General features: G+C 44.2%; 17 protein-coding genes and 1 tRNA gene. 13 read left to right on the top strand and 5 right to left on the bottom strand.

Features of this window, described 5'->3' with window-relative positions:
- The first annotated feature begins 80 nt into the window (after nt 1-80).
- The 7 genes from ENI34_00610 to nikR all read left to right on the top strand — a co-directional run bounded on the left by ENI34_00610 (nt 81) and on the right by nikR (nt 10,119).
- Nucleotides 81-1,394, top strand: coding sequence for a DUF362 domain-containing protein (locus ENI34_00610; protein HEC77627.1), 1,314 nt, complete (start codon nt 81-83; stop codon nt 1,392-1,394).
- A gap of 8 nt (nt 1,395-1,402) precedes the next feature.
- On the top strand, nt 1,403-1,954 hold the full coding sequence (locus tag ENI34_00605; GenBank protein ID HEC77626.1) for a hypothetical protein: 552 nt from the start codon (nt 1,403-1,405) through the stop codon (nt 1,952-1,954).
- 3 nt (nt 1,955-1,957) lie between these two features.
- Nucleotides 1,958-2,884 (top strand): DUF362 domain-containing protein, encoded by a 927-nt coding sequence (locus tag ENI34_00600; protein ID HEC77625.1) that lies wholly within the window; start codon nt 1,958-1,960, stop codon nt 2,882-2,884.
- 34 nt (nt 2,885-2,918) lie between these two features.
- Nucleotides 2,919-4,427: a 4Fe-4S dicluster domain-containing protein gene (locus ENI34_00595; protein ID HEC77624.1), complete on the top strand. Its 1,509-nt coding sequence runs from the start codon at nt 2,919-2,921 to the stop codon at nt 4,425-4,427.
- A gap of 3 nt (nt 4,428-4,430) precedes the next feature.
- On the top strand, nt 4,431-8,264 hold the full coding sequence (locus ENI34_00590; protein ID HEC77623.1) for a hypothetical protein: 3,834 nt from the start codon (nt 4,431-4,433) through the stop codon (nt 8,262-8,264).
- 81 nt (nt 8,265-8,345) lie between these two features.
- Nucleotides 8,346-9,596, top strand: coding sequence for an MFS transporter (locus ENI34_00585; GenBank protein HEC77622.1), 1,251 nt, complete (start codon nt 8,346-8,348; stop codon nt 9,594-9,596).
- A 103-nt stretch (nt 9,597-9,699) separates the two neighbouring features.
- A complete protein-coding gene (nikR, locus tag ENI34_00580; protein HEC77621.1) occupies nt 9,700-10,119 on the top strand; it encodes a nickel-responsive transcriptional regulator NikR in 420 nt (139 codons plus the stop codon).
- A gap of 19 nt (nt 10,120-10,138) precedes the next feature.
- Here the strand turns inward: nikR and ENI34_00575 are convergent, their stop codons facing one another.
- From ENI34_00575 to ENI34_00560, 4 genes are all read right to left on the bottom strand, one after another.
- Complete coding sequence (locus ENI34_00575) at nt 10,139-10,885, bottom strand: hypothetical protein (protein HEC77620.1); 747 nt, start codon at nt 10,883-10,885, stop codon at nt 10,139-10,141.
- Nucleotides 10,886-11,105: 220 nt separating this feature from the next.
- Nucleotides 11,106-12,455: a sigma-54-dependent Fis family transcriptional regulator gene (locus ENI34_00570; protein ID HEC77619.1), complete on the bottom strand. Its 1,350-nt coding sequence runs from the start codon at nt 12,453-12,455 to the stop codon at nt 11,106-11,108.
- A 45-nt stretch (nt 12,456-12,500) separates the two neighbouring features.
- On the bottom strand, nt 12,501-12,992 hold the full coding sequence (locus tag ENI34_00565) for a GHKL domain-containing protein (protein ID HEC77618.1): 492 nt from the start codon (nt 12,990-12,992) through the stop codon (nt 12,501-12,503).
- A complete protein-coding gene (locus ENI34_00560; protein HEC77617.1) occupies nt 12,967-13,551 on the bottom strand; it encodes a hypothetical protein in 585 nt (194 codons plus the stop codon). The genes ENI34_00565 and ENI34_00560 overlap by 26 nt, the downstream gene beginning before the upstream one ends.
- A gap of 176 nt (nt 13,552-13,727) precedes the next feature.
- Here ENI34_00560 and ENI34_00555 point away from each other — a divergent pair.
- Nucleotides 13,728-13,801, top strand: a tRNA-Pro gene (locus ENI34_00555).
- 17 nt (nt 13,802-13,818) lie between these two features.
- On the opposite strand, the gene ENI34_00550 is transcribed toward ENI34_00555, so the two are convergent.
- Nucleotides 13,819-15,027: a cation:proton antiporter gene (locus ENI34_00550; GenBank protein ID HEC77616.1), complete on the bottom strand. Its 1,209-nt coding sequence runs from the start codon at nt 15,025-15,027 to the stop codon at nt 13,819-13,821.
- A 191-nt stretch (nt 15,028-15,218) separates the two neighbouring features.
- On the opposite strand from ENI34_00550, the gene topA reads away from it, so the two are divergent.
- The 5 genes from topA to ENI34_00525 all read left to right on the top strand — a co-directional run.
- On the top strand, nt 15,219-17,411 hold the full coding sequence (gene topA, locus ENI34_00545) for a type I DNA topoisomerase (GenBank protein ID HEC77615.1): 2,193 nt from the start codon (nt 15,219-15,221) through the stop codon (nt 17,409-17,411).
- Between the two features lies 1 nt (nt 17,412).
- Entirely contained in the window at nt 17,413-17,958 is a 546-nt protein-coding gene (locus ENI34_00540; GenBank protein ID HEC77614.1) for a flavin reductase family protein, read from the top strand.
- Nucleotides 17,959-18,006: 48 nt separating this feature from the next.
- Nucleotides 18,007-18,843 (top strand): deoxyribonuclease IV, encoded by an 837-nt coding sequence (locus tag ENI34_00535; protein HEC77613.1) that lies wholly within the window; start codon nt 18,007-18,009, stop codon nt 18,841-18,843.
- 79 nt (nt 18,844-18,922) lie between these two features.
- A complete protein-coding gene (locus ENI34_00530) occupies nt 18,923-20,050 on the top strand; it encodes a hypothetical protein (GenBank protein ID HEC77612.1) in 1,128 nt (375 codons plus the stop codon).
- The coding region (locus ENI34_00525; GenBank protein HEC77611.1) for a hypothetical protein at nt 20,051-20,493 on the top strand (443 nt) is incomplete at its 3' end. It lies immediately after the preceding gene.

Here is a 20,493-nt window from a genome sequence, read left to right as displayed (position 1 = left end):
CATCTTTTAACGGAAAGTTCCTTGACACATAATTTTTTTTATCTATAATTTATATATAAAAATATAATTAAGGAGGACTGATGAAGAACATATCAAGGCGTGAGTTCCTGAAATACTTAGGCGTGGGAACCATCGGAATAATGGCGAAACCGAAGATTCCTTTTGCAAAAGAGAAAGAAGGAAACCGCGCAAGCGATGTGATTCAGTGCTTTGATGAAAACGCCACTTCTGCCGGGAGTGTAAATGAAACCGTGGTTCAGATAATGATGGATGAATCGATAAAGAGATTGACCGGAATAAATTCTGTCGGCGACGCCTGGAAATCGATCTTTCCCGGAATTACAGAAAGCAGTATAATTTCAATAAAGGTCAATACGATAAACAGTGCCGTGCCGACCAATCCCGAAGTGATCAACTGCATAATCAACGGTCTGGCTCAGATGCAGTTCGGAGCGAATTATTTCCCTAAAAACAACGTAATTATCTGGGACCGTTCTGACGGTGAACTGACAAGCTGCGGTTATACGATATATACCGGTAATGACCCTGATACACCCCGTTGTTTCGGAACAGACCATTCGGGCGTGGGCTATGACTCCGGCTGTCCGCTCGATGTACCGGGCGGACCGGTCTATCCCAGCCGCATTATGAGCCTGCTCTCCGATTACTTGATAAATGTCGGGGTGTTAAAGAACCACAGTACGGCTCAGGTGACTCTGAGTTTAAAGAACCATTACGGTTCGGTAAGTCCGGTACCCTCCCATAGTAATTACTGTGACCCGGCGATCCCGGCGCTCAACCAGCAAATCCGTGATGTCATTACGCCCAACAACATGCAGAAAATATTCATCATCGACAGTCTCTGGGGAAACGTGCTCAGCGGTCCCGGCGGTTCAGTAAACTGCAATCCCAAAAAAATAATAATGAGCCTGGATACAGTCGCCTGTGATTACCACAGCTGGAATGTCATAAATGAAGAACGTCAGAATCTCGGTTATAACATAATCCCCTGGCCGATCCATCACATCGATACGGCGACCCAATCACCGTACAATCTCGGCACGACCGACATCAATCTGATTGAAATCAACAATCCGTCGGGAATCAAAAGTTTCCAAACAAACCGCCCTGCCGACGGTCTTTTGAAAGTAGCTCCCAATCCATTCCGTTCAAACACAACAATCATTCTATCTCTCGCTCAAACATCCTTCGTGCATCTTGATTTAATATCGGCTTCCGGAAGAGTGGAGAGTTCAATCTTCCATGGAAAACTCATAAAGGGCACCCATCGCATTGCCGTCAATCTCAAAAACAGATTGCCCGCCGGTTCTTATTTCATAAGATATTACAACGGCGGAGAAACAAGAATCAAAAAAGTAACCCTCATAGATTAGGAGGAACAATGAAAAAACTCCTTGTGTTCCTTATTCTTCTCTTGGTGGTATTCTGTACAAAAGAAGAAACACAGATCGAACCGAAGGATGTTGTGGAGCTTGTTCCGCTTGATAACGAGATAAGCGGCTGGACAAGAAGTTCTGCAATGGAGATCGCCGAGAATGAAACCCAGTTATACGACATCATCGACGGTGCAGGACAGGTCTATATCGACAACAATTTTGTTAAATTCGTACGCCAGTTCTATGAAGGCGACATATCCGGTGCGGTCACGATTGAACTCCATATCGCTGATATGAACGATACTGTAAATGCAAAGAATGTTTATGACGACCAGGCGACCGGCAATGAGATTCCCTGGACCAATGACAATGCCGGAGTCGAAGCCCGCTACAAATTGGTGACCGGCATTGCAGTGAACTATTATGAACTGGATTTCTGGGATGATAAATTCTACAGCTGGATCTACATCGGTGACGACTCGGACGCCGCCCTTGATGTCGCAAAACTCTTCGCCCTGAACATATCTGAAGCGATTCGTGATACAACAGCCCAGTAGTTTATGGCGAAATTAAGCAGAAGGGATTTCTTAAAGATAAGCGCCGGTGCGGTATTGGCGTCGCTGCTTCCGAAGTCACTTATCTTTGCGGAAGAAAAAACAGCTGAAATATCCTCTCCCTGCCTTGCCGTTGCTCGCGGTGATAAGACAAAACTGGTGAAGGCGGCGGTCGACGCCCTCGGCGGCATAGATAAGTTCATAAAACCCGGTGACCGCGTATGTATCAAACCAAACATCTCGTTTGCTTCGAATGTCGAGTGTGGAGCTACGACAAGCGCCGGAGTCGTAAAACAGATGGTTGAACTGTGTCTTGATGCCGGTGCGGCGAAGGTCTTTCTGGTCGATCACACGATTCAAAATACAGGCCTTTGCATTGAAAAGAGCAAAATTGAAGACGCTGTCATCGATAAGAAAAAAGTCGCCCTCGTCACGTTGACGAAAGAACGGCAGTTCACCGAGGTTGAAATACCGCAGGGAAAAGAATTGACCTCGACAAAGATAGCAAAAATCGTCAACAACGTCGACAAATTGATCAACCTGCCTACGGCAAAGTCCCATTCCGCCACCGGTGTAAGCCTGGGAATCAAAAATCTTATGGGCCTGGTCTGGGACCGCGGTTATTTCCATCATGTCAATCTGCACCGTGCAATCGCTGAACTTGCGACGGTCATAAAATCCGACTTAACCGTGCTCGACGCCACCAGGGCACTCACAACCGGCGGCCCGAGCGGTCCCGGAAAAACAGTCGAATTAAGTACCGTGATCGCCGGAACCGACCCGGTCGCCGTGGATTCATATACCGTGGGAATCACCACCTGGTATAATAAATCATTCACCGGGAAAAGCGTTAAATACATTGTAGCCGCCTCAAAATTGGGACTCGGAGAAATCGACCCTCAAAAGATGGAGATCAAGGAGATCGAAGTATAGAATCGTATGGGCGGTTGAGACGGAAAAGAGATTAGTGGCTGCGGAAAAACCGAAAAAACGTCACCGTTATATAAGGTGGCTGATCCAAATATTATTTCTCGGCCTCTTTATATACCTATTCATCCAGACGACATACAGCACCGCCGGAAGAATCCAGACACTCTTCTTTAGATTCGACCCCCTTATCTTTATTATTCTGAGTATCGCATATCGTGCAGTACTAACCGCCGGTCTGCTGTCCATAATCATGATTCTGGGTTCATTCGTCTTCGGTCGTTTTTTCTGCGGCTTCATCTGCCCCCTCGGCACGATGATCGACATCTGCGACTTAACGATCAAGAAGCGGATAAGTCTGCATCTTCGGCTGAAAAACACCAAGTTTCTCCTTCTGATTTTCCTCTTCATTTCCGCTCTTCTCGGAGGCTCTTTTGTCCACTTCTTCGATCCTCTGGTCATCCTTGAACGTTCTTTCACCTTGATCATCCATCCCGTGGCGACATATCTGCTCGGTCTCTTCACAATGACGGCGAATTACCAATATACTGAAACATTCATCGTACTGGCGATCTTTCTGATCATCCTGGGTACAGGCTTCATTGAACCGCGCTTCTGGTGTCGCAATCTCTGTCCACTGGGAGCACTATTCGGTGTAATTTCGAAGTTCTCCGTCTTTAAGTTCTCCTTTCCTGAAAAATGCAGAGCATGTAATATCTGTGAAAGGATATGTCCGACAAATGCAATAAAATCCGAGCTTAAAAAGATCGATTCAGCCGAGTGTATAGATTGCCTGCGTTGTCTTTACGAATGTCCCGACAATGCAATCAAATATAAAGTCGATTTCAGAACAACACCCTTTGACATCAAGAAACGGACTTTGCTTGTTTCGCTCGGCGCGGGGATAGTGGCTGTTCCCCTGACCCGGTCTCTTCTTCATAAAAAGTTGAACGGCCGACTCATCAGACCGCCGGGCTCCCTGCCGGAAAAAGACTTTCTGAACCTATGTCTGCACTGCGGAAAATGCATGAAGGTCTGTCCGACAAACGGTCTTCAACCCTGTATTCTGGAAGCCGGCATCAACGGCATCTGGACGCCGAAGCTCGTTCCGCGCATCGGCGGATGTGAAAAGAACTGTAATATGTGCGGCAGCGTGTGCCCGACCGGAGCGATTCGACGGCTGTCATCCGAAGAGAAGACTTTTGTCAAAATAGGAACCGCGGTGATCGATAAAAACCGCTGTATCGCCTGGGAACAGGACAAGGTCTGTTTAATCTGTGATGAAGCCTGCCCTTATAATGCAATCAGCTCTCTTAATGAAACGATTCACAATAAAACGCTCTTAAGACCGTTTGTCGACGAACGGCTCTGCACGGGCTGCGGTCTTTGCGAATCCCGCTGTCCGATCGAAGGTCCCGCCGCAATAAGAGTTTTTTCCATCGGTGAAGAAAGAAAGAGATCGGGAACATACATAACCGAAGAAAAGATCAGGCTCCGCGCCTGTCAGGAGAAGAAAGAAGACATCCCTTCGGGGTTTATAACGGAATAGCAATTGATAATACTCCTTCTGTTTCTTACGAATATCACTCAAAAACAGTTTGAACAAAAGCCGATAATTTTTGACGGTAACCAGGATATCTATACTACCGACTATCTTTTCATCAGCACGCCTTACGGAATATACACCTTTGACCGCAGTTCAGAGACCTGGAGTCGGATAACCCAGACAAACGGATTACTGGATAATAAAATAAAATTGGTCGGCATTGATGAAGGAATAATCTGGGTGGTTACGGCGAACGGCGTGGCTTGCGCGGATGTAAGAATCAATGATTGGCAGACGTATGAATTTCCCGGTGATATCCAGGGAATGGATTTCGACGATGAATATGTCTGGCTGGGAGGTGACTTCGGCTTGAAAAGATTCGACAAGTACGTCGAGGAATGGGAAGACGTGTGCGAACTGCAAATAACCCACCTTCTCCGGGAAGATAAATATATCTGGCTCACCACTGATTCCGCGATATTAAGATACAACCTCGAATTTGAACGAGTTGAGAAGACAGTCGGCCCGCCTCGATCTTCTTATCGTTTCATAATCAACACGCCGGGCAGAATCTGGTTTCTCGCTGAAGATAAGTTCGTCGCTTATGAAAAAGAAAATGAAATCTGGAACATCTATCCAAACCTGGAGATCAAAGACTATTCGAATCTCGGCGACAGCCTTTTTGTAGTGAGCCGACAAAAAGTATATTTTTATGAGCCGAAAGCGGATGACTGGCGCCTCTTCAGGGAACTGGAAGACGTCAAAGGAGTCAATGGGATATCAGCCAATAATGAAGAACTTCTCCTTGCAACCGACAACGGATTGATTATCTACAACCGGGAAGAGAAAAGCCGGAAATTTTACAATCACAACAACGGGATTGAAAACGATTCATTGACGGCTGTCTATTCGGGGCCGCATTATATCTTCGTCATCAACAAACTCAACATTGAATATTTCAATCGAGAAACCGGATTATGGCGGGCGGAAAGACTGGAGCCGTCCGGTGAGAAGAAAGAGAAAATCTTTTATCTCGATGAAGCCGGCGGCCATGCCCGTTTGATAAAAAATACGGACATAAAACTTCAGGGTCGGGCGTATTATTCCACAACCACCACCTGGAACGATTCAACGACCGCAACCGATTACGAAAATATCAATATGAAATTGATCGGCCAACACACCAGCAACCGGTTATTTTCTCTGTATTATGACGACGCCGATAAAGAACAGATAATGTATGGATTCGGCTATCGCGGAGCAAACAGGGATTTACTCTACAGGGTTGACGGCGGTTTCTTGCGCTCGGAATATTATGAATTCGACTTTGTACCTCGCCTTTCCATATTCGGAGGCAATGCAAAAATAAAAGTCAAAGAGCATAATATCAACATCCAGGGAGGACAACTTAAATCTACATTAAGAAATGATTTCTTTTACGGCCATTCAACAGAGAAAGAATTCATTCTGCACGACATCAACTATCAGAAGAATACCTTCTATTACATCGATTCTGTGGAAAGCTTTGTTGCCAGAGGTTATGATACGCTCTTTATCGACGACCGTTCGTCAATCACAAATTCGATTAAGACACGGCTCAGTACTACGATCGCGGGGATCACCGGTGATTTCGATCCCCTCATTAACGGTGTTGATTATCACATAAATTATGAAAAAGGAATCATCCACATTCTGACGCCCCGGGCAGCTGATGATATCATCGTTCTATTAATCAACGGCAGGGAAATCGTAATCCAATCAGATTCCGTGCGCAACCATATGCTGGAGAATATATACTATCTGGGACCGGAGATCATTCCCGGTTCGTTTTCTCTGAGCATAACCGATACCCTCAATCAAATACATCCACTTGCAGAATTCGGGCTTGACAACGACTCAGACGGTGTGGTCGATGCGGAATTTATAAATTATGACCTGGGATACCTCTCATTCCCTGCCCGTCGCCCCTTTCCTGATACCGTGTATGACGATACCCTTAATCTCTATAATTTGAATATCGAATTCCGCTCCCGATCATCCTTTTTCTACCTCTCGTATCGGCCGATTGTGAAGGTAAGCGAAAAGGTATATGTCGATGGAGAACTGATGACCCGTGGAATCGACTACATCATCGATTACACCTCGGGGATACTCTTATTCCTTCGGGAGGGAGCGGTTTCTGACTTCAGCGAGATCGAGGTACGCTACTCTTCTGTAGAGAGAACACGTACTGATCCTTTTTATGCAGTCCAGCCCAATATCCAGATCAGAGAAAAAGTCCACATCGCCCCGGGATTTTCAGTGGTCGACACCCAAAGAGTCGGCCACCTTTCCGGAAAGATTGAGATCGGTTCACCGGGGAAAGAGATTAAGTTTATACCCCAGTTTGCCATCGATACGAAAGAAGAATGGGCACAGGCTTATTCATTGATCGCCACCTACAAAATTTTCAGTATAAACACCGATTATACGGGATATTCAGGTGACTTCCAATCATTCGGATTGAATGAAGAAAAGTACGGTCGGCTGAAACAGAACGGCGCAGTGAGCCTCGGGGTTGAACCGATCTCCGGTATAAAGTTAGAAGGTAAGTTCAAGGAAAAGCAGGAGATCGATTCAACCGGTACCCAATATACCTGCCGCTACTCATACGGAAAAGTAAATTATACCGCATCCGAGTTACCGAGCGGTTACCTTATAATCGGCAGAGACTTTTTACCGGATTACCGAAAAGACAGGATACAGTTTAATACCAATTACAGCACCGAATTTCTTCGTTCGAAGATAAAGATCAATTCAATGGTACATAATGCGGTTCTGGATTTCAATACCGGCGGCGATAACCGCAATTTCGAGTATATCATAAACACAAATCTCATGCTGCCGTTTTCAGTAATGACCGACATCTATCTCCGGCGCAACGATCTATACAGCGATGAATCAAAGATAAAAGAAGAAGAAGAATTGCGCGGTACCATCAATATGGACATATTATCAGGACTATATTATACGGGAAACTACAATCTTCAATCAGCGGCCTTTGCTCAAAGGACGTTCCAGGATATGACATTGAAGGGTTCTTTCTTCAACAACCTCAATATCGCACCAGGACAATGGGTACCGGTCTTCAGTATCGTGAATTTTTCCCTCGGATTAAGCCGTAATTTTGAAGAGTATCTGAGAAATGTCGAAACCGGATATAAAAAACCGATCGTGGTCTTCTCTCCCCTGGAAACCGGTCTTCTCTCAAGCATCAATACGGTGAACAGCTATTACGTAATCATCCAGTTGATTCCTTTTTCCGAGATATCATTATGGGGAAAACATACATTCAGCGAAAGCGGCAACGGTTATTACGGTATGCCGCTTTTGAAAAATTCGTTACATGAAGAGATCAAACTCGAAATCGAACCCGGTGATCTGGGACGTTTTACGACTGTCTGGAACCACAGATATAATGAAGGATATCCGGCTGCGATGCTGGATAATATATATTTTGAATGGAACCGCCCGTGGTCTCAACTGCTGCGGACAAAATTTACGACAAATTACCAATCGAATAGATATGATTACAATTTCTCGAGCACTGAAGATTACGGAATAAAGACAATCATCGAATTTTTACTGAGATTCACCGCCAGATCGTTCGTCACCCTGGATTTCGGCGGAGCAAAACAGAATAACTACTTAAATGGAGAAAGTTATACTTTAATCTCCGGACTGGGATGTAATCTGAATATCTTTAAATTCCTGTATCTACAGTGTGACTATACAGTAACCTATCCCCTTGACAGTACGACCACCCACTTCTTGACGGCCAAGATCACCGGACAGTTTTGATCCTTTTAATCCTGTTAACTCAAAGATAAAACTGGACTATTTTTGTATTGACTTTCACCTGGTTGATGACTAAACTATAAAATGCTTGAACTCCTGAAAAAACGTGGAATCACATTTTTAGGTTTTTCCAATACGATATCGCAACTCGGAGACCGCCTCACCCATATGGTCATTATTACTTTAATCGGTTCGATGTTTCCCGGTCGCGTCTCGGCATTCAGCGAATTCGCCATCACCTGGTCTCTGCCGATTGTAATCCTTTCTCCTTTCGCCGGTGTATTTATCGAACACTGGAATAAACAGACGATTATGCTCCGCTGCCATGTGATCCAGTCGATACTGATCTTTCTCACGCCTACCTTTGTCGTATTAACCCACAGTATTCTTCCGATATGGATTCTGATCATTGCGTTCTTTTCCCTTGATATGTTCAACAACACCTCAAAGAATGCGATCATCCCGGACCTGGTCGAATACGACGAACTGGTTGCGGCGAACTCCCTGATCATCATCCTGGCGAGGATAGCAACCTTCATCGGAATGGTCGGTGGAGGCTACCTCGTCAAATGGGTCGGCTGGCGTTTCGGATTCTACATCGATGCGTCCACTCACCTCATCGCCGGACTCCTGGTGCTCGGTATGGGAACAAAATCATTATTCGCACCGGTTAAAAAACTGGAATTTTCATTAAGAAAAGAACTTAAAAAATCCGCCAGGCTCTTTTTTCAGGATTTAAAAGAACTGGGTGGTTTGCTTATAAAAGACCGGGTGGTGATATTCGTAATGCTGTCCGTATTCATCCTGCCCTTTGTGGCGGCGGTGGCATATATCATCTTGATCTATCTGGTTCAACAGATCTTCGGGCTCGGCACCACCGGTGTCGGCTGGTTCGGCGGTGTCATAGGAATCGGCATGCTTATCGGCGGGCTGTTGATGGGATTTTTCGGCAAGATGATCAACCGCGGTAAAATAATAATCATAAGCATTGCGGTCCTTGGTTTCTTCTTTATTATCGGACCGATATTTACCACCCCGTTTTTTCTTTACACGATAGCCTTCATCGCCGGTATGGTCTTTTCATTTATCGGCATCGCCCAGGATACAATGCTTCAGGAAGATGTACTGAAAGGCATAAGGGGCAGGGTATTTGCGACCAAGGAGTTCGTCATAAATTTGACCGTTGTTATTTCCGCGATATTCTTCGGAGCTATTTCAAAATTTTTCTCACCGTATCCGATCATCCGCGGGGTCGGTGTATTTCTGATGATTATAATGGTCTTCGCCATTTTGATATTTCGCTCCATACCACCCGCAGTCCGCGCAAAACTCTAATACCCGTATTTTTTTACCAACTCCTCCCCATTATTTCCCTTCCCTTTTTTACTCTTGACCGTTCGTCTTAATTAAATATACTTTATAAAAAGGAGAAAATTAAATGGAAACCGCAACGAGATTCGGAATATCAATGAACCAAAAATTATTAAAGGAATTCGATAATCTGATTTCGAAGCTGGGATATAAAAATCGTTCTGAAGCGATCCGTGATTTAATCAGAGAAAAGCTGGTTCAACAAGAGTGGCAATTGACGACCGAAGAGACCGTGGGGACAATCACCATCGTGTACAGCCATGAAGTGCGGGAATTAACTGAAACCCTCACCGCGATTCAACATCGATATCACAAACAGATCATCTCCACAATGCATATTCATCTTGACAAACACAACTGTCTGGAAGTGCTTGTAGTCAGGGGTAAGGCGAAAACCATAAAACACATCGCCGACAGGCTTCTCAGCACCCGGGGTGTAAAACACGGCAAGCTGACTACTACAACGACCGGCAGAAAACTGCGCTAAAACTACTCCACCGCATCATTCAAACCACTGTCAGTTTTTTCACCTCATCTTCAAAATATTTTTTTATGTCTTGCCACCTTACGGTTTTTATCATCCTGGGCATTTTATCAGATTCTGCATCATCAAAAAAAACTAAACTTTTATGAATGTGAATTAAATTAGAAGATAAAGTTTTATATTTCTGATTATAAAAACTTAATAATTCAGACAATTTATAACCGGCATTACATATAAAATATAAGTCAATAAAATCCCGTTTTAATCCCCGAGTTGCAATTGCATCTATCTTCATCGCTGCGATGTCGCGTATATCCGCGATGTGTAATGATTTGTATTGTATTGTCGGAAAAAGTAAAGGATACTTATAAACAAACAGACTGAATCTGATTCCTCTAAATTCTCCTGTAACTGTACCTTTATCAGTCTGTTCTTCTTCAAATGGTCCCAATTGAGATAACTTTCCGGCGAATATTTTAGGAATAAAATCCTCCTGTGTGAAAAAATCAAAATCAATAGAAATACGGTGCCCTAACTGAAGTGCGGCACCTGTGCCTCCAGCTAAATACGCATTTTCAAGCAGGTGAGAACGGCTTAATATGGCCAGAGTATCTTTTGCTTTTTTGGTAAGAGTTTGTTCAAACATCGCACCTTTTTTCGTGGTATTCCTAACATAAGTGCCCAATAATTGGCACTTTTCCGTGAAAAACCCCGATAGTTGACTAATACATTTTCTATTTCTGATTTTCCAACTCTTTTCCATAACCATACAATCGACTTTTCGTCACCGTACTCCAGAATTCGTTTGATAATATAAATACGGTTCTTCCGCAGATCCAAATCTTTAAATTCCACTTCCCAGAAGTATTTCTTCAAAAACAGAGGTAGTTTTTCCATATTTAATTATATTCAATCTTTACTCTAATGCAAGAGGAATATATACAGATTTTGATCTTTGTCTCTTCAGATCAATAACAAGAGCGTTAAAACTATCTCTTTATCCCCAATTTCTTCATCTTGCGGAACAAAGTGGAGCGGTCGATACCGAGAGAGCGGGCGGTCTCACTGATCTGCCAGTTATTCTCATTCAGCGTTTTGATGATATGTTCGCGTTCAAACCTCATCTGAGCCGCTTTAATACCGCCCTTAATATACGTCTCGTCCTCTATCGATTTAAAGGAAAGTATCTTCTTTATATGAGCGACCTTGATCACCGGTTCGTCTATTAGAATGGCTATTTTACTCATAAGGTGTTTCAACTGCCGCACATTCCCGGGCCAGGTGAAGTTCTTCAGAAAATTCAATGCCTGAGAAGAAAACTTCTTCACCGGTATGTTGTTGTCAAAACAGGCATTCTCCAAAAAATAACGGGCAAGAACCGGGATATCCTCGACTCGTTCCCGCAGCGGAGGGATGGTAATCGACAGGACATTAATCCGGTGGTACAGATCCTCACGAAACTTCCGTGCCTCGATCAATTCACTTAAGTTTTGATTCGTCGCGCAGATGATACGGACATCAATCTTGATCGGTTTTGTCCCTCCAAGGTGAAAGATCTCCTGCTCTTCAATGGAGTGCAGCACCTTTGCCTGGGCAGAGAGCGGCATATCACCGATCTCATCAAGGAACAATGTCCCGTTCTGCGCAGCCTCAAAATAGCCCTTTTTCTGACGGCTGGCACCGGTAAAGGCTCCCCTTTCATAACCGAACAATTCACTCTCAATCAATTCACCGGGCAAAGCGGCGCAATTCACCTTAATGAACGGAGCGCCCGCCCTTCTGCTCAAAAAGTGTAAATTATGTGCAACCAGTTCTTTGCCGGTGCCGGTCTCTCCTAAAATCAGAACAATGCTTTCGGTAGCGGCGAATTTCTTAATCAATTCTAAAAGTTCTTTAACGACCTCTGATTTACCGATGATCTGATAACCCTTTAATAATTCAGTGCGATATGAATCACGCTGTTTCTTCAACTCGAATTTCTTGAAGGCGCTTTTGATCGTCGTCAAAATACGATTCGTCTCCAGTGGTTTTTCAATAAAATCTTCAGCACCGCTCTTTAAGGCTTCAACCGCCAGCTGCACTGTTCCGAAAGCTGAAATCATAATCACCAAGAGCTCGGGTTTCATCTTTTTGAATTTTTTCAATAAAGTAATACCGTCGATATCTGGTAATTTTATATCGAGCAGAACCATATCAATATCATTCTTCTCAAGTTTTTTTATGGCATCGGTGCCATTGAGAACAAATTGTGTGGCATACCCCTCGGCCTCAAGAATCTCCTCCAGAATTCTGCAGATCTTTGGTTCATCATCAACAATAAGAATCTTAAACTTATCCATAACCTAACAACCTTTATTCAAAATAACCAACCATCATAATGGTTATCACCTCTTAGTGGATAAAAGCACCGTCACCACGGTTCCAATACCTTCTTTACTCTCTATCTTAATCTGATCCTGATGCTGCTCAATAATCGAACGGGTAATGACCAGACCAAGACCCGTACCCCCGGGCTTGTTCGACTCAAAGGGCTTAAAAAGATTCGCCAGTTCCTGCTCTGACATACCTTTTCCTGTATCCTCAAACTTTATTTCAACATACCTCTTAACACTCTTATCAATGATCTTCTCCACAACCGCGGTCCTTATTGTTAATACCCCTTTGCTTCCCATCGCCTCTAAGGCGTTTTCAACAAGATTGGAGAACGCCGCATTGAGCTGCGCCTGATCGCATTTAATAGAAGATATATCCTCGGCAAAATAGCGCTTCACCTTGATACCCCGGGGCAGGTTCCTCTCATACTTCTGTAAGACCGCCTCAATAATTCCATGCAGGTCATTATCAGTAAACTCAGGTTTCTTTATCTGCGGTTCCATCACATTCTGTTATGACGATTTCAATTTCCTGATCATCATCTATGTCGCCGACCCAGCATAATGCATCGCTGAATATACTACCGATTTTTCGATGCCATAAAAGAACACCTTTTTTATCGAAGACAAAAACATAAGAATCCCTGTCATCAAAGCCGTTAACCGCATAACCGTTGGCGACAGCTGTGGTGGTGACGATGATCTCCGCATCATTATCATCATCAACATCAACTATGTTCAAACTTCTTGGCGAACCTCCGATCCAGTAATGCCAGATTTCACGACTGTTCTTTATATCATACACGAACAGACCACGCGGGTGTAAGTCAAAGCTTGAATTGACTGTAAGAATCAAATCCTGGACTCCATCACCATTTGCATCAATTAATTTAAGATCGCCGAACCATCCATCCCAGCCGTCTGGTTTTGCATTATCTGCGCCGCATATCGTTTTAAACCGGTTCATTGGTCTATCACCGGAATAGACATAAAGCCATATTGTATCATCTTTTTTACACTGGAAAATCAATTCTTTGGGCGGTTTGCCTTCTTTCTCTGTCATTCTGAGTGAAACGAAGAATCTTTATCAGTCATTAGTCATTGAGATTCTTCAGTCGTCTGCTTCGGGCAGACTCCTTCAGAATGACAAAAGAGCGGGCGGAGGGATGATAAAAAAGTGGAGAGGAGTCAATTTACCCCTGTCTTGACATTACGGAAAGCTTAGCTATAATTTACCATCGGGGCGTGGCGCAGTGGATTAGCGCGCCAGCTTGGGGTGCTGGAGGTCGTCGGTTCAAATCCGATCGCCCCGATTTTTTTTCTGTCACCGCTAATAATCATCATCTGCGGATTCCCTGATCTCACCGGCTTTCTGAAGTCCGATCTTTGCAATGACCGGACCGACAAGCTCATAAATGATCGTGGTCGCAATGATTGTGTTAAATATGATCTGACCGACTTCTGGAAAATCGGTTTTAACAACCAGGGCGACGCCTAAGGCGACTCCGGCCTGGGGTATTAATCCCAGTCCAATGTATTTCCGTACGTTTGATGGTGCCCGGGCAAGGGTCGCGCCGAGATATGAACCTCCCATCTTACCAATTACACGGAATATCAGATATGCAATGCCGAGTAAACCGATAGCTTTGAGCGATGAAAAAGAGAGGTTGGCGCCGGCAAGTATAAAGAAAAGCATATAGAGCATCGGTTCGATATTCTTCAGGGCGTCAAAAAACCCTTTCTCTTCAAAGTGCTTTTCAATATTTATCAGACAAGCACCAAGAAACATCGCCGATAACAAAACAGAAATATGCAGATGAATGGCGACGCCAACAACGAGCAGAATAAAACCAAGCGTATAGATCTGGAGTTCACTCCTGGTTCGAATGTAGCGCGAGAGAAAATCAAGGATAAATGCACAACCACAACCCAGCACAGCGGCGCCGCCGATTTCCAGAATCACCTTGAGAATGACCGTGAAAACAAAACCGTTCTCGACGATATGGGCGCCGATGGAGCGCGACAGGGCGTGAGAAACCGCGAAGATGATAAGACACCACGCATCATCAAGAGCGACCACACCCAAGAGGATATTGGAAAAAAATCCTCGTGCTTTGTATTCTTTAATAACCATAACTGTCGCCGCCGGTGCGGTCGCCGAAGCAATGGAACCGAACAGAATAGCGACATGAAAAGGCTGTTTCAACAATGTGAAAAAGATCGTCGTCACCAGAATCCAGGCACCTAGTGCTTCAAAAATAGAAATCAACAATACGGTCTTGCCGATCTCTCTGAATTTCTGCAGTGAAAAATTCTGGCCAATTGTGAAGGCAATCATCCCCAGTACGATATTTGAAATAAACGAAGAAGAATCAAGGATCTCTTGAGAAATCAAATCAAAAATTTCCTGACCGATTATTATTCCCAGAAGCAAATTGCCGGTGACCGTGGGTAATCTGACTTTCTTTATCAACTTGCTCATCACCCAGCCGGTAAGAAAGATTATGCTCATACTGAGTATGGGGTTGACTTTAAACATTGTGTATTCAGTCGAAGGTTGTTATAAGGTGTCCTATTATTTCATCCATCACTTTCCCAAATCATCAAAATTAAATTTAAATCAATTGTTCCATTATAACCAGATATCAGAAAGCGTCAAGACAGGAAATCTGTCGGATTTCAACTCAAAAATTCCTTGACTTTGGTTTTCAAACAGTGTATAATACCGCTGTGGCTCGAACAAAAACTTCAAAAAAGAAAACAAAGACGCATAAAGACAAAAAAGTAATTATTGTCGAATCGCCGACAAAGTGCAAAACAATAAGGAACTTTCTTGACAAAAACTATGTTTTGATCAGTTCACAGGGGCATATAAAAGACCTGCCGAAATCCGATTTAGGGGTCGATATCAACAACAATTTCCAGCCCAGATACATACGAATCAGGGGCAAAGCGAAACTTATAAAAGAGATCAAAAAAACATGCAAGGATTCGTCGGAGATCTTCCTGGCGCCAGACCCGGATCGGGAAGGAGAAGCCATTGCCCAGCATCTCGCCGAGGAATTGAATTCAAACAACACCCAGATCAAAAGAGCCCTCTTTTACGAAATAACTCCGGAGCACGTCAGAAAGGCGTTGAAGACGCCGACGACCATCAATGAAAACCTGGTGAACGCCCATAAAGCACGAAGAATACTGGACCGAATCGTCGGGTACTATACAAGTCCGCTTTTATGGTCGATTTTGAAAAGTGGATTGTCTGCAGGACGGGTGCAGAGTGTAGCACTGCGCCTGATATGTGAACGCGAACAGGAAATAGAATCTTTCAAATCAACTCCTTACTGGACCGCCGAGGCTAATTTTTTAACTGGAGCTGATGAGAAATTCAAGGGGACACTGTGGCGTATCGACGGAACATACAGAAAGATCGCGACAAAAGAAGAATTGCATCGTTTCAAGGGGTTGCTGAAAAAAGGAGTGAAGTTCAATGTAACCTCTTTCCGTCTGACCACACCGAGACGTTTTCCACCACCTCCTTTCATCACTTCAACCCTGCAGCAGGAAGCTGCACGACGTTTCGGTTTTCCTGCAAAGAAGACAATGTTTATCGCACAAAATCTCTATGAAGGAATCAAACTGCCCGAAGGTAGTATAGGATTAATCACTTACATGAGGACTGATTCAATCCGGGTGAATAACACGGCACTGGAAGAACTGCGCAGCTATATCAGCGGAAAGTTCGGCAGTGAATACCTCAATAAAACAGTCAGGGTGTTTAAAGACAGTAAAAATGTGCAGGGCGGCCATGAAGCAATCAGACCGACCAAGATAAAACTCGAACCGGAAAAGATAAAAGAACACCTCACACCGGATCAATACAAACTCTATAAATTGATATTTGACCGTTTCACCGCTTCCCAGATGGCACCGGCGCGATATTCAAAGAAAGAAGCGGTCGTTTCTTATATGGGAATAGATTTCCGGGCTGAAGAATTGAAACCCATCTTTCTCGGGTATCAACTGGTAAGCGGAGACGTTGTGGAAAAAGGTGCGGTGCCCAAGATGAGTGTCGGAGATACCGTGGAAATGCTGGAGATAGAATTTACTGAGAAACAGACCGAACCGTCTCCCCGATACAGTGAAGCGAGCCTGATAAAAAAATTGGAAGAGAACGGTATCGGCAGACCTTCCACTTACGCCCATATTTTACAAAGGCTCTTTGACCGCGGATATGTGGTAAAGGAAAACAGTAAGATAAAAGCGACGGAACTGGGGATGCAGGTTTATAACATCATAATACCGAGATTTTCCAATATCTTCGAAGTCTCTTTCACCGCCAAGATGGAGAAGAAACTCGATCAGGTGGAGCTCGGCAAAAAGGCATGGCAGGAAGTGGTCCAGGAATTTTACGACCCCTTTGTAATCACCCTGAACAAAACAAAGAAAGAAGTACCCAAGATTAAAGAATCCATTACCCAGAAGGTGGAAAAGAAATGCCCGAAATGTCAGCGTCCTCTTGTGGTCCGCTGGGGTAAATACGGAAAATTTCTCGCCTGTTCCGGATTTCCTGAATGTAAATATTCCGAGAATCTTGAGGTTGAAAAGAGTGAGAAGAAGTGTCCGAAATGCGGAAAACCGCTTATTATCAGACACGGCAAGTATGGTAAGTTTCTCGCCTGTTCAGGCTATCCTGAATGCCGCTACACGGAAAACCTCACCCATGACGCACCCTGTCCAGAATGCGGAGGCGAACTCATAATAATAACCACCCGGCGCGGTAAAATCTACAAATGCAAACAATGTGATTTCTCGAGTTTCTACCCGCCCCTGAAAGAAAAGTGTCCCAAGTGCGGCAGGGGATTGATCCAGAAAAGAGGCAAAAAGGTATGTACGGTCTGTGACCGTAAAAAAAAGAAAAAATAAGATGAAGAAAAGCGATAATATCGGCAAATTTTATTATTTTTTTCCGCAAGCCGTCGCGATGGTCGGCGTAACCGAAAACATAATGCCGGCGGCATGGCATACAGCGATTTCAGCGGAACCGCCGCTCTACGGTGTGCTCATATCACCCAAACGATTCACCTATGAACTTCTGGAAAAATCGGACGGATTCACGGTGAATTTCTTATTTCATAAAGACGCCGGAATAATCGCCAAAACCGGCGGTGTTTCAGGAAGAGATATAAATAAATTCACTGAATTCAAGATAAAGTTCTCTCCTGGAGAAAAGATCAATGGACCGATTCTGGATAACGCCTATGCCGCTTATGAGTGTGAAAAATTCGCCGTTCATAAACTGGGCGACCACTTTCTCTTTGTGGGCAAGATCGTTCTCATCTATTTTAAAGAAGAGATCCTTGTTTCAGACCAGCTCATTGATGTCGGTAAAGTAAGGCCCGCATTATATTTCGGTAAAGACCGATACCTCACCACGGATCCTGATTCACTGGTTGTATTGACGCGCAAATAGAAATCCTCCAATGGACATCTTTGTTTTTCTCCGGCTTAATTTTCGGCGATGAGAATCGGTTTTCACATATCGATCGCCGGCGGCTTCAGGAATGTGGTTGAACGCGCCGTGGAACGCCGCTGTACTACAATCCAGATGTTTTCACGCAATCCCCGGGGATGGCATTCCAAGTCCCTTGACAAAGAAGACGTTGCTCTGTTTCGAAAAGCCGTCCAGAAATCAGATATTTATCCGGTCTTTGTTCATATGCCCTATCTTGTCAATCTCGCCGCATCGGATTCCAAACTCTTTAAGAAATCCGTCGATTCTTTGATTGTGGATTTGAAAAGAAGTGATCTACTCGGTGCGCGGTTCTTAATCGTCCATATCGGTTCGTCTGAAAATCAGAAAAAAGGAATTGAGCAGATGATCAAAGGGATAAATCTCGCCTTTGATAAAGTAAAGAACGGCGTCATCTTACTGCTGGAAAACACCGCCGGTAGTGGAAATGAACTGGGCTGCAGATTCGAGCAGATAAAGAGTATCATTAAGGGAATCAATGACAAGAAGCGGATAGGGGTGGTTATTGACACCGCCCATGCGTTCGCCGCCGGTTATGACCTCAGAACCAGAAGCGCCGTGGAGAAGACCTTAACGGAATTCGACAAAATAATAGGGGTTAAGAGACTGAAGCTAATCCACCTCAATGATTCAAAGACAGAATGCGGCTCGCACGTCGACCGACACTGGCACGTGGGCAAAGGTAAGATAGGCAGGGGAATGGGATATATCATAACCCACCCCCTTCTTTTTGACAAACCTTTTATCATGGAGACACCCCGTCAATCATTAAAGGATGATCTGCTCAACCTGCGCGCCGTTGAAAAATTCCTCAAAAAAGCTTGATATTATGGAGATATTTACAACCCTCTTGACCATCATTAAAATATGGATATTATAGATATAAACGAAAAGGAGGCTTGAATTGGCACATGCTTATACACCAGGCTTAAAAGTACTCGCACACACTGTTTTAACAAAAGAGCGGCGCCTGCCTCTGCCCGGTGATATTCTGGTGAAAAAAGGTGACAAAGTCAAGGCAGAACAGGTGGTCGCAAGAACGAATCTGCCGGGCAATGTTCAAACATTGAATATCGCCGGATTATTAGGTATTTTACCCGATGAGATTGAAGAAGCCATGTTGAAAAAAGCCGGTGAAGAGGTGAAAAAGGATGAAATCATCGCTCAGAGCAAAGGGTTGTTCGGTCTCTTTAAATCTTCGGTCAAGAGCCCTATCGACGGAATTATCGAGAATGTATCAAAGATAACCGGCCAAGTCATTATGCGTGAACCGCCCATCCCCGTTGAGGTTATCGCCTATATCGATGGAGAAGTGACGGATATCATCAAAAATGAAGGGGTGGAGATAAGGACGCGCGGCAGTTTTATTCAAGGGATTTTCGGAATCGGCGGTGAAACCATCGGCACAATTGCAATGGCGGTCAACAATCCGGCAGAAGTGCTGACTGAGAAAGAAATCGATAAATCCATGGAAGGAAAAATAATCATCGGCGGTTCAATGGTCACCTATGAAGCCCTGGAACAGGCGAAAAAAGTCGGAGTAAAAGGCATTGTCGTCGGCGGTATAGAAGACCAGGATTTAAAGAAATTCATGGGTTATGAAATCGGAGTCGCGATAACCGGTTCAGAACAGGTGGGTCTTACTCTGATCGCCACTGAAGGATTCGGTAAACTGAAGATGGCGGCACGTACATTTGAATTGTTGAAGTCCCTGGTCGGAAAAAAGGCTTCGATAAACGGAGCGACTCAGATAAGGGCCGGCGTTATGCGGCCCGAAGTCATCGTGCCCTTAGAAGAAACGGCAACATCCCGAAAGGTATCAGATATCTCAACCGGCACCGGCCTTGAGGTGGGTATGTCGGTAAGGATTATCAGAGAGCCCCATTTCGGAGAGATCGGTAAAGTTGTGGCGCTACCCGTGGAACTGGCGAAGATTGAAACAGAAGCCATGGTCCGTGTTCTGGAAGTCGAACTGGAGAATAAAGAAAAGATCACGTTGCCGAGAGCCAATGTGGAAATTATCGAGGAATAAATGAGTCTATTGATATTTCTTTTGATTTCGTCATCAGGGGTGAATTCTCTTCTTTTGCCGGCATCACCGGCAGGCGTTTCAACATCTTTCTCGATTTCAAAAGATGCAGAGGCGGTCTTTTATAATCCGGCGAATCTCAACGGGTACGAAGATTACAATCTATACTGTTCTTACAATCGTTTTTACCTCTCGATGCAGAGTGTATCCCTGGCATTAAGCAAAAAAATAAAATCAATCGATTTCGGCCTGGCATTCATCAATTTCGATTACGGAGATATTGAATGGCATCCCAATTATCCCTCAGAGGATTCACTGGTCTATTATACTGCCAATGACTTTTCAATGATCCTGAGCAGCAAAATAGCCGTATCAGAAAACGGTAATGTCGGGATAAGTATAAAATATATTTCAGAAAGTATCTATATCTACTCAGACCACGCCCT

This window comes from candidate division WOR-3 bacterium, from assembly GCA_011052815.1.
Classification (GTDB): Bacteria; Hydrothermota; Tepidihabitantia; order SM23-42; family SM23-42; genus DRIG01.
Note: the sequence above shows the minus strand (reverse complement) of the source record. Positions and strands in the feature narration are given on the sequence as shown.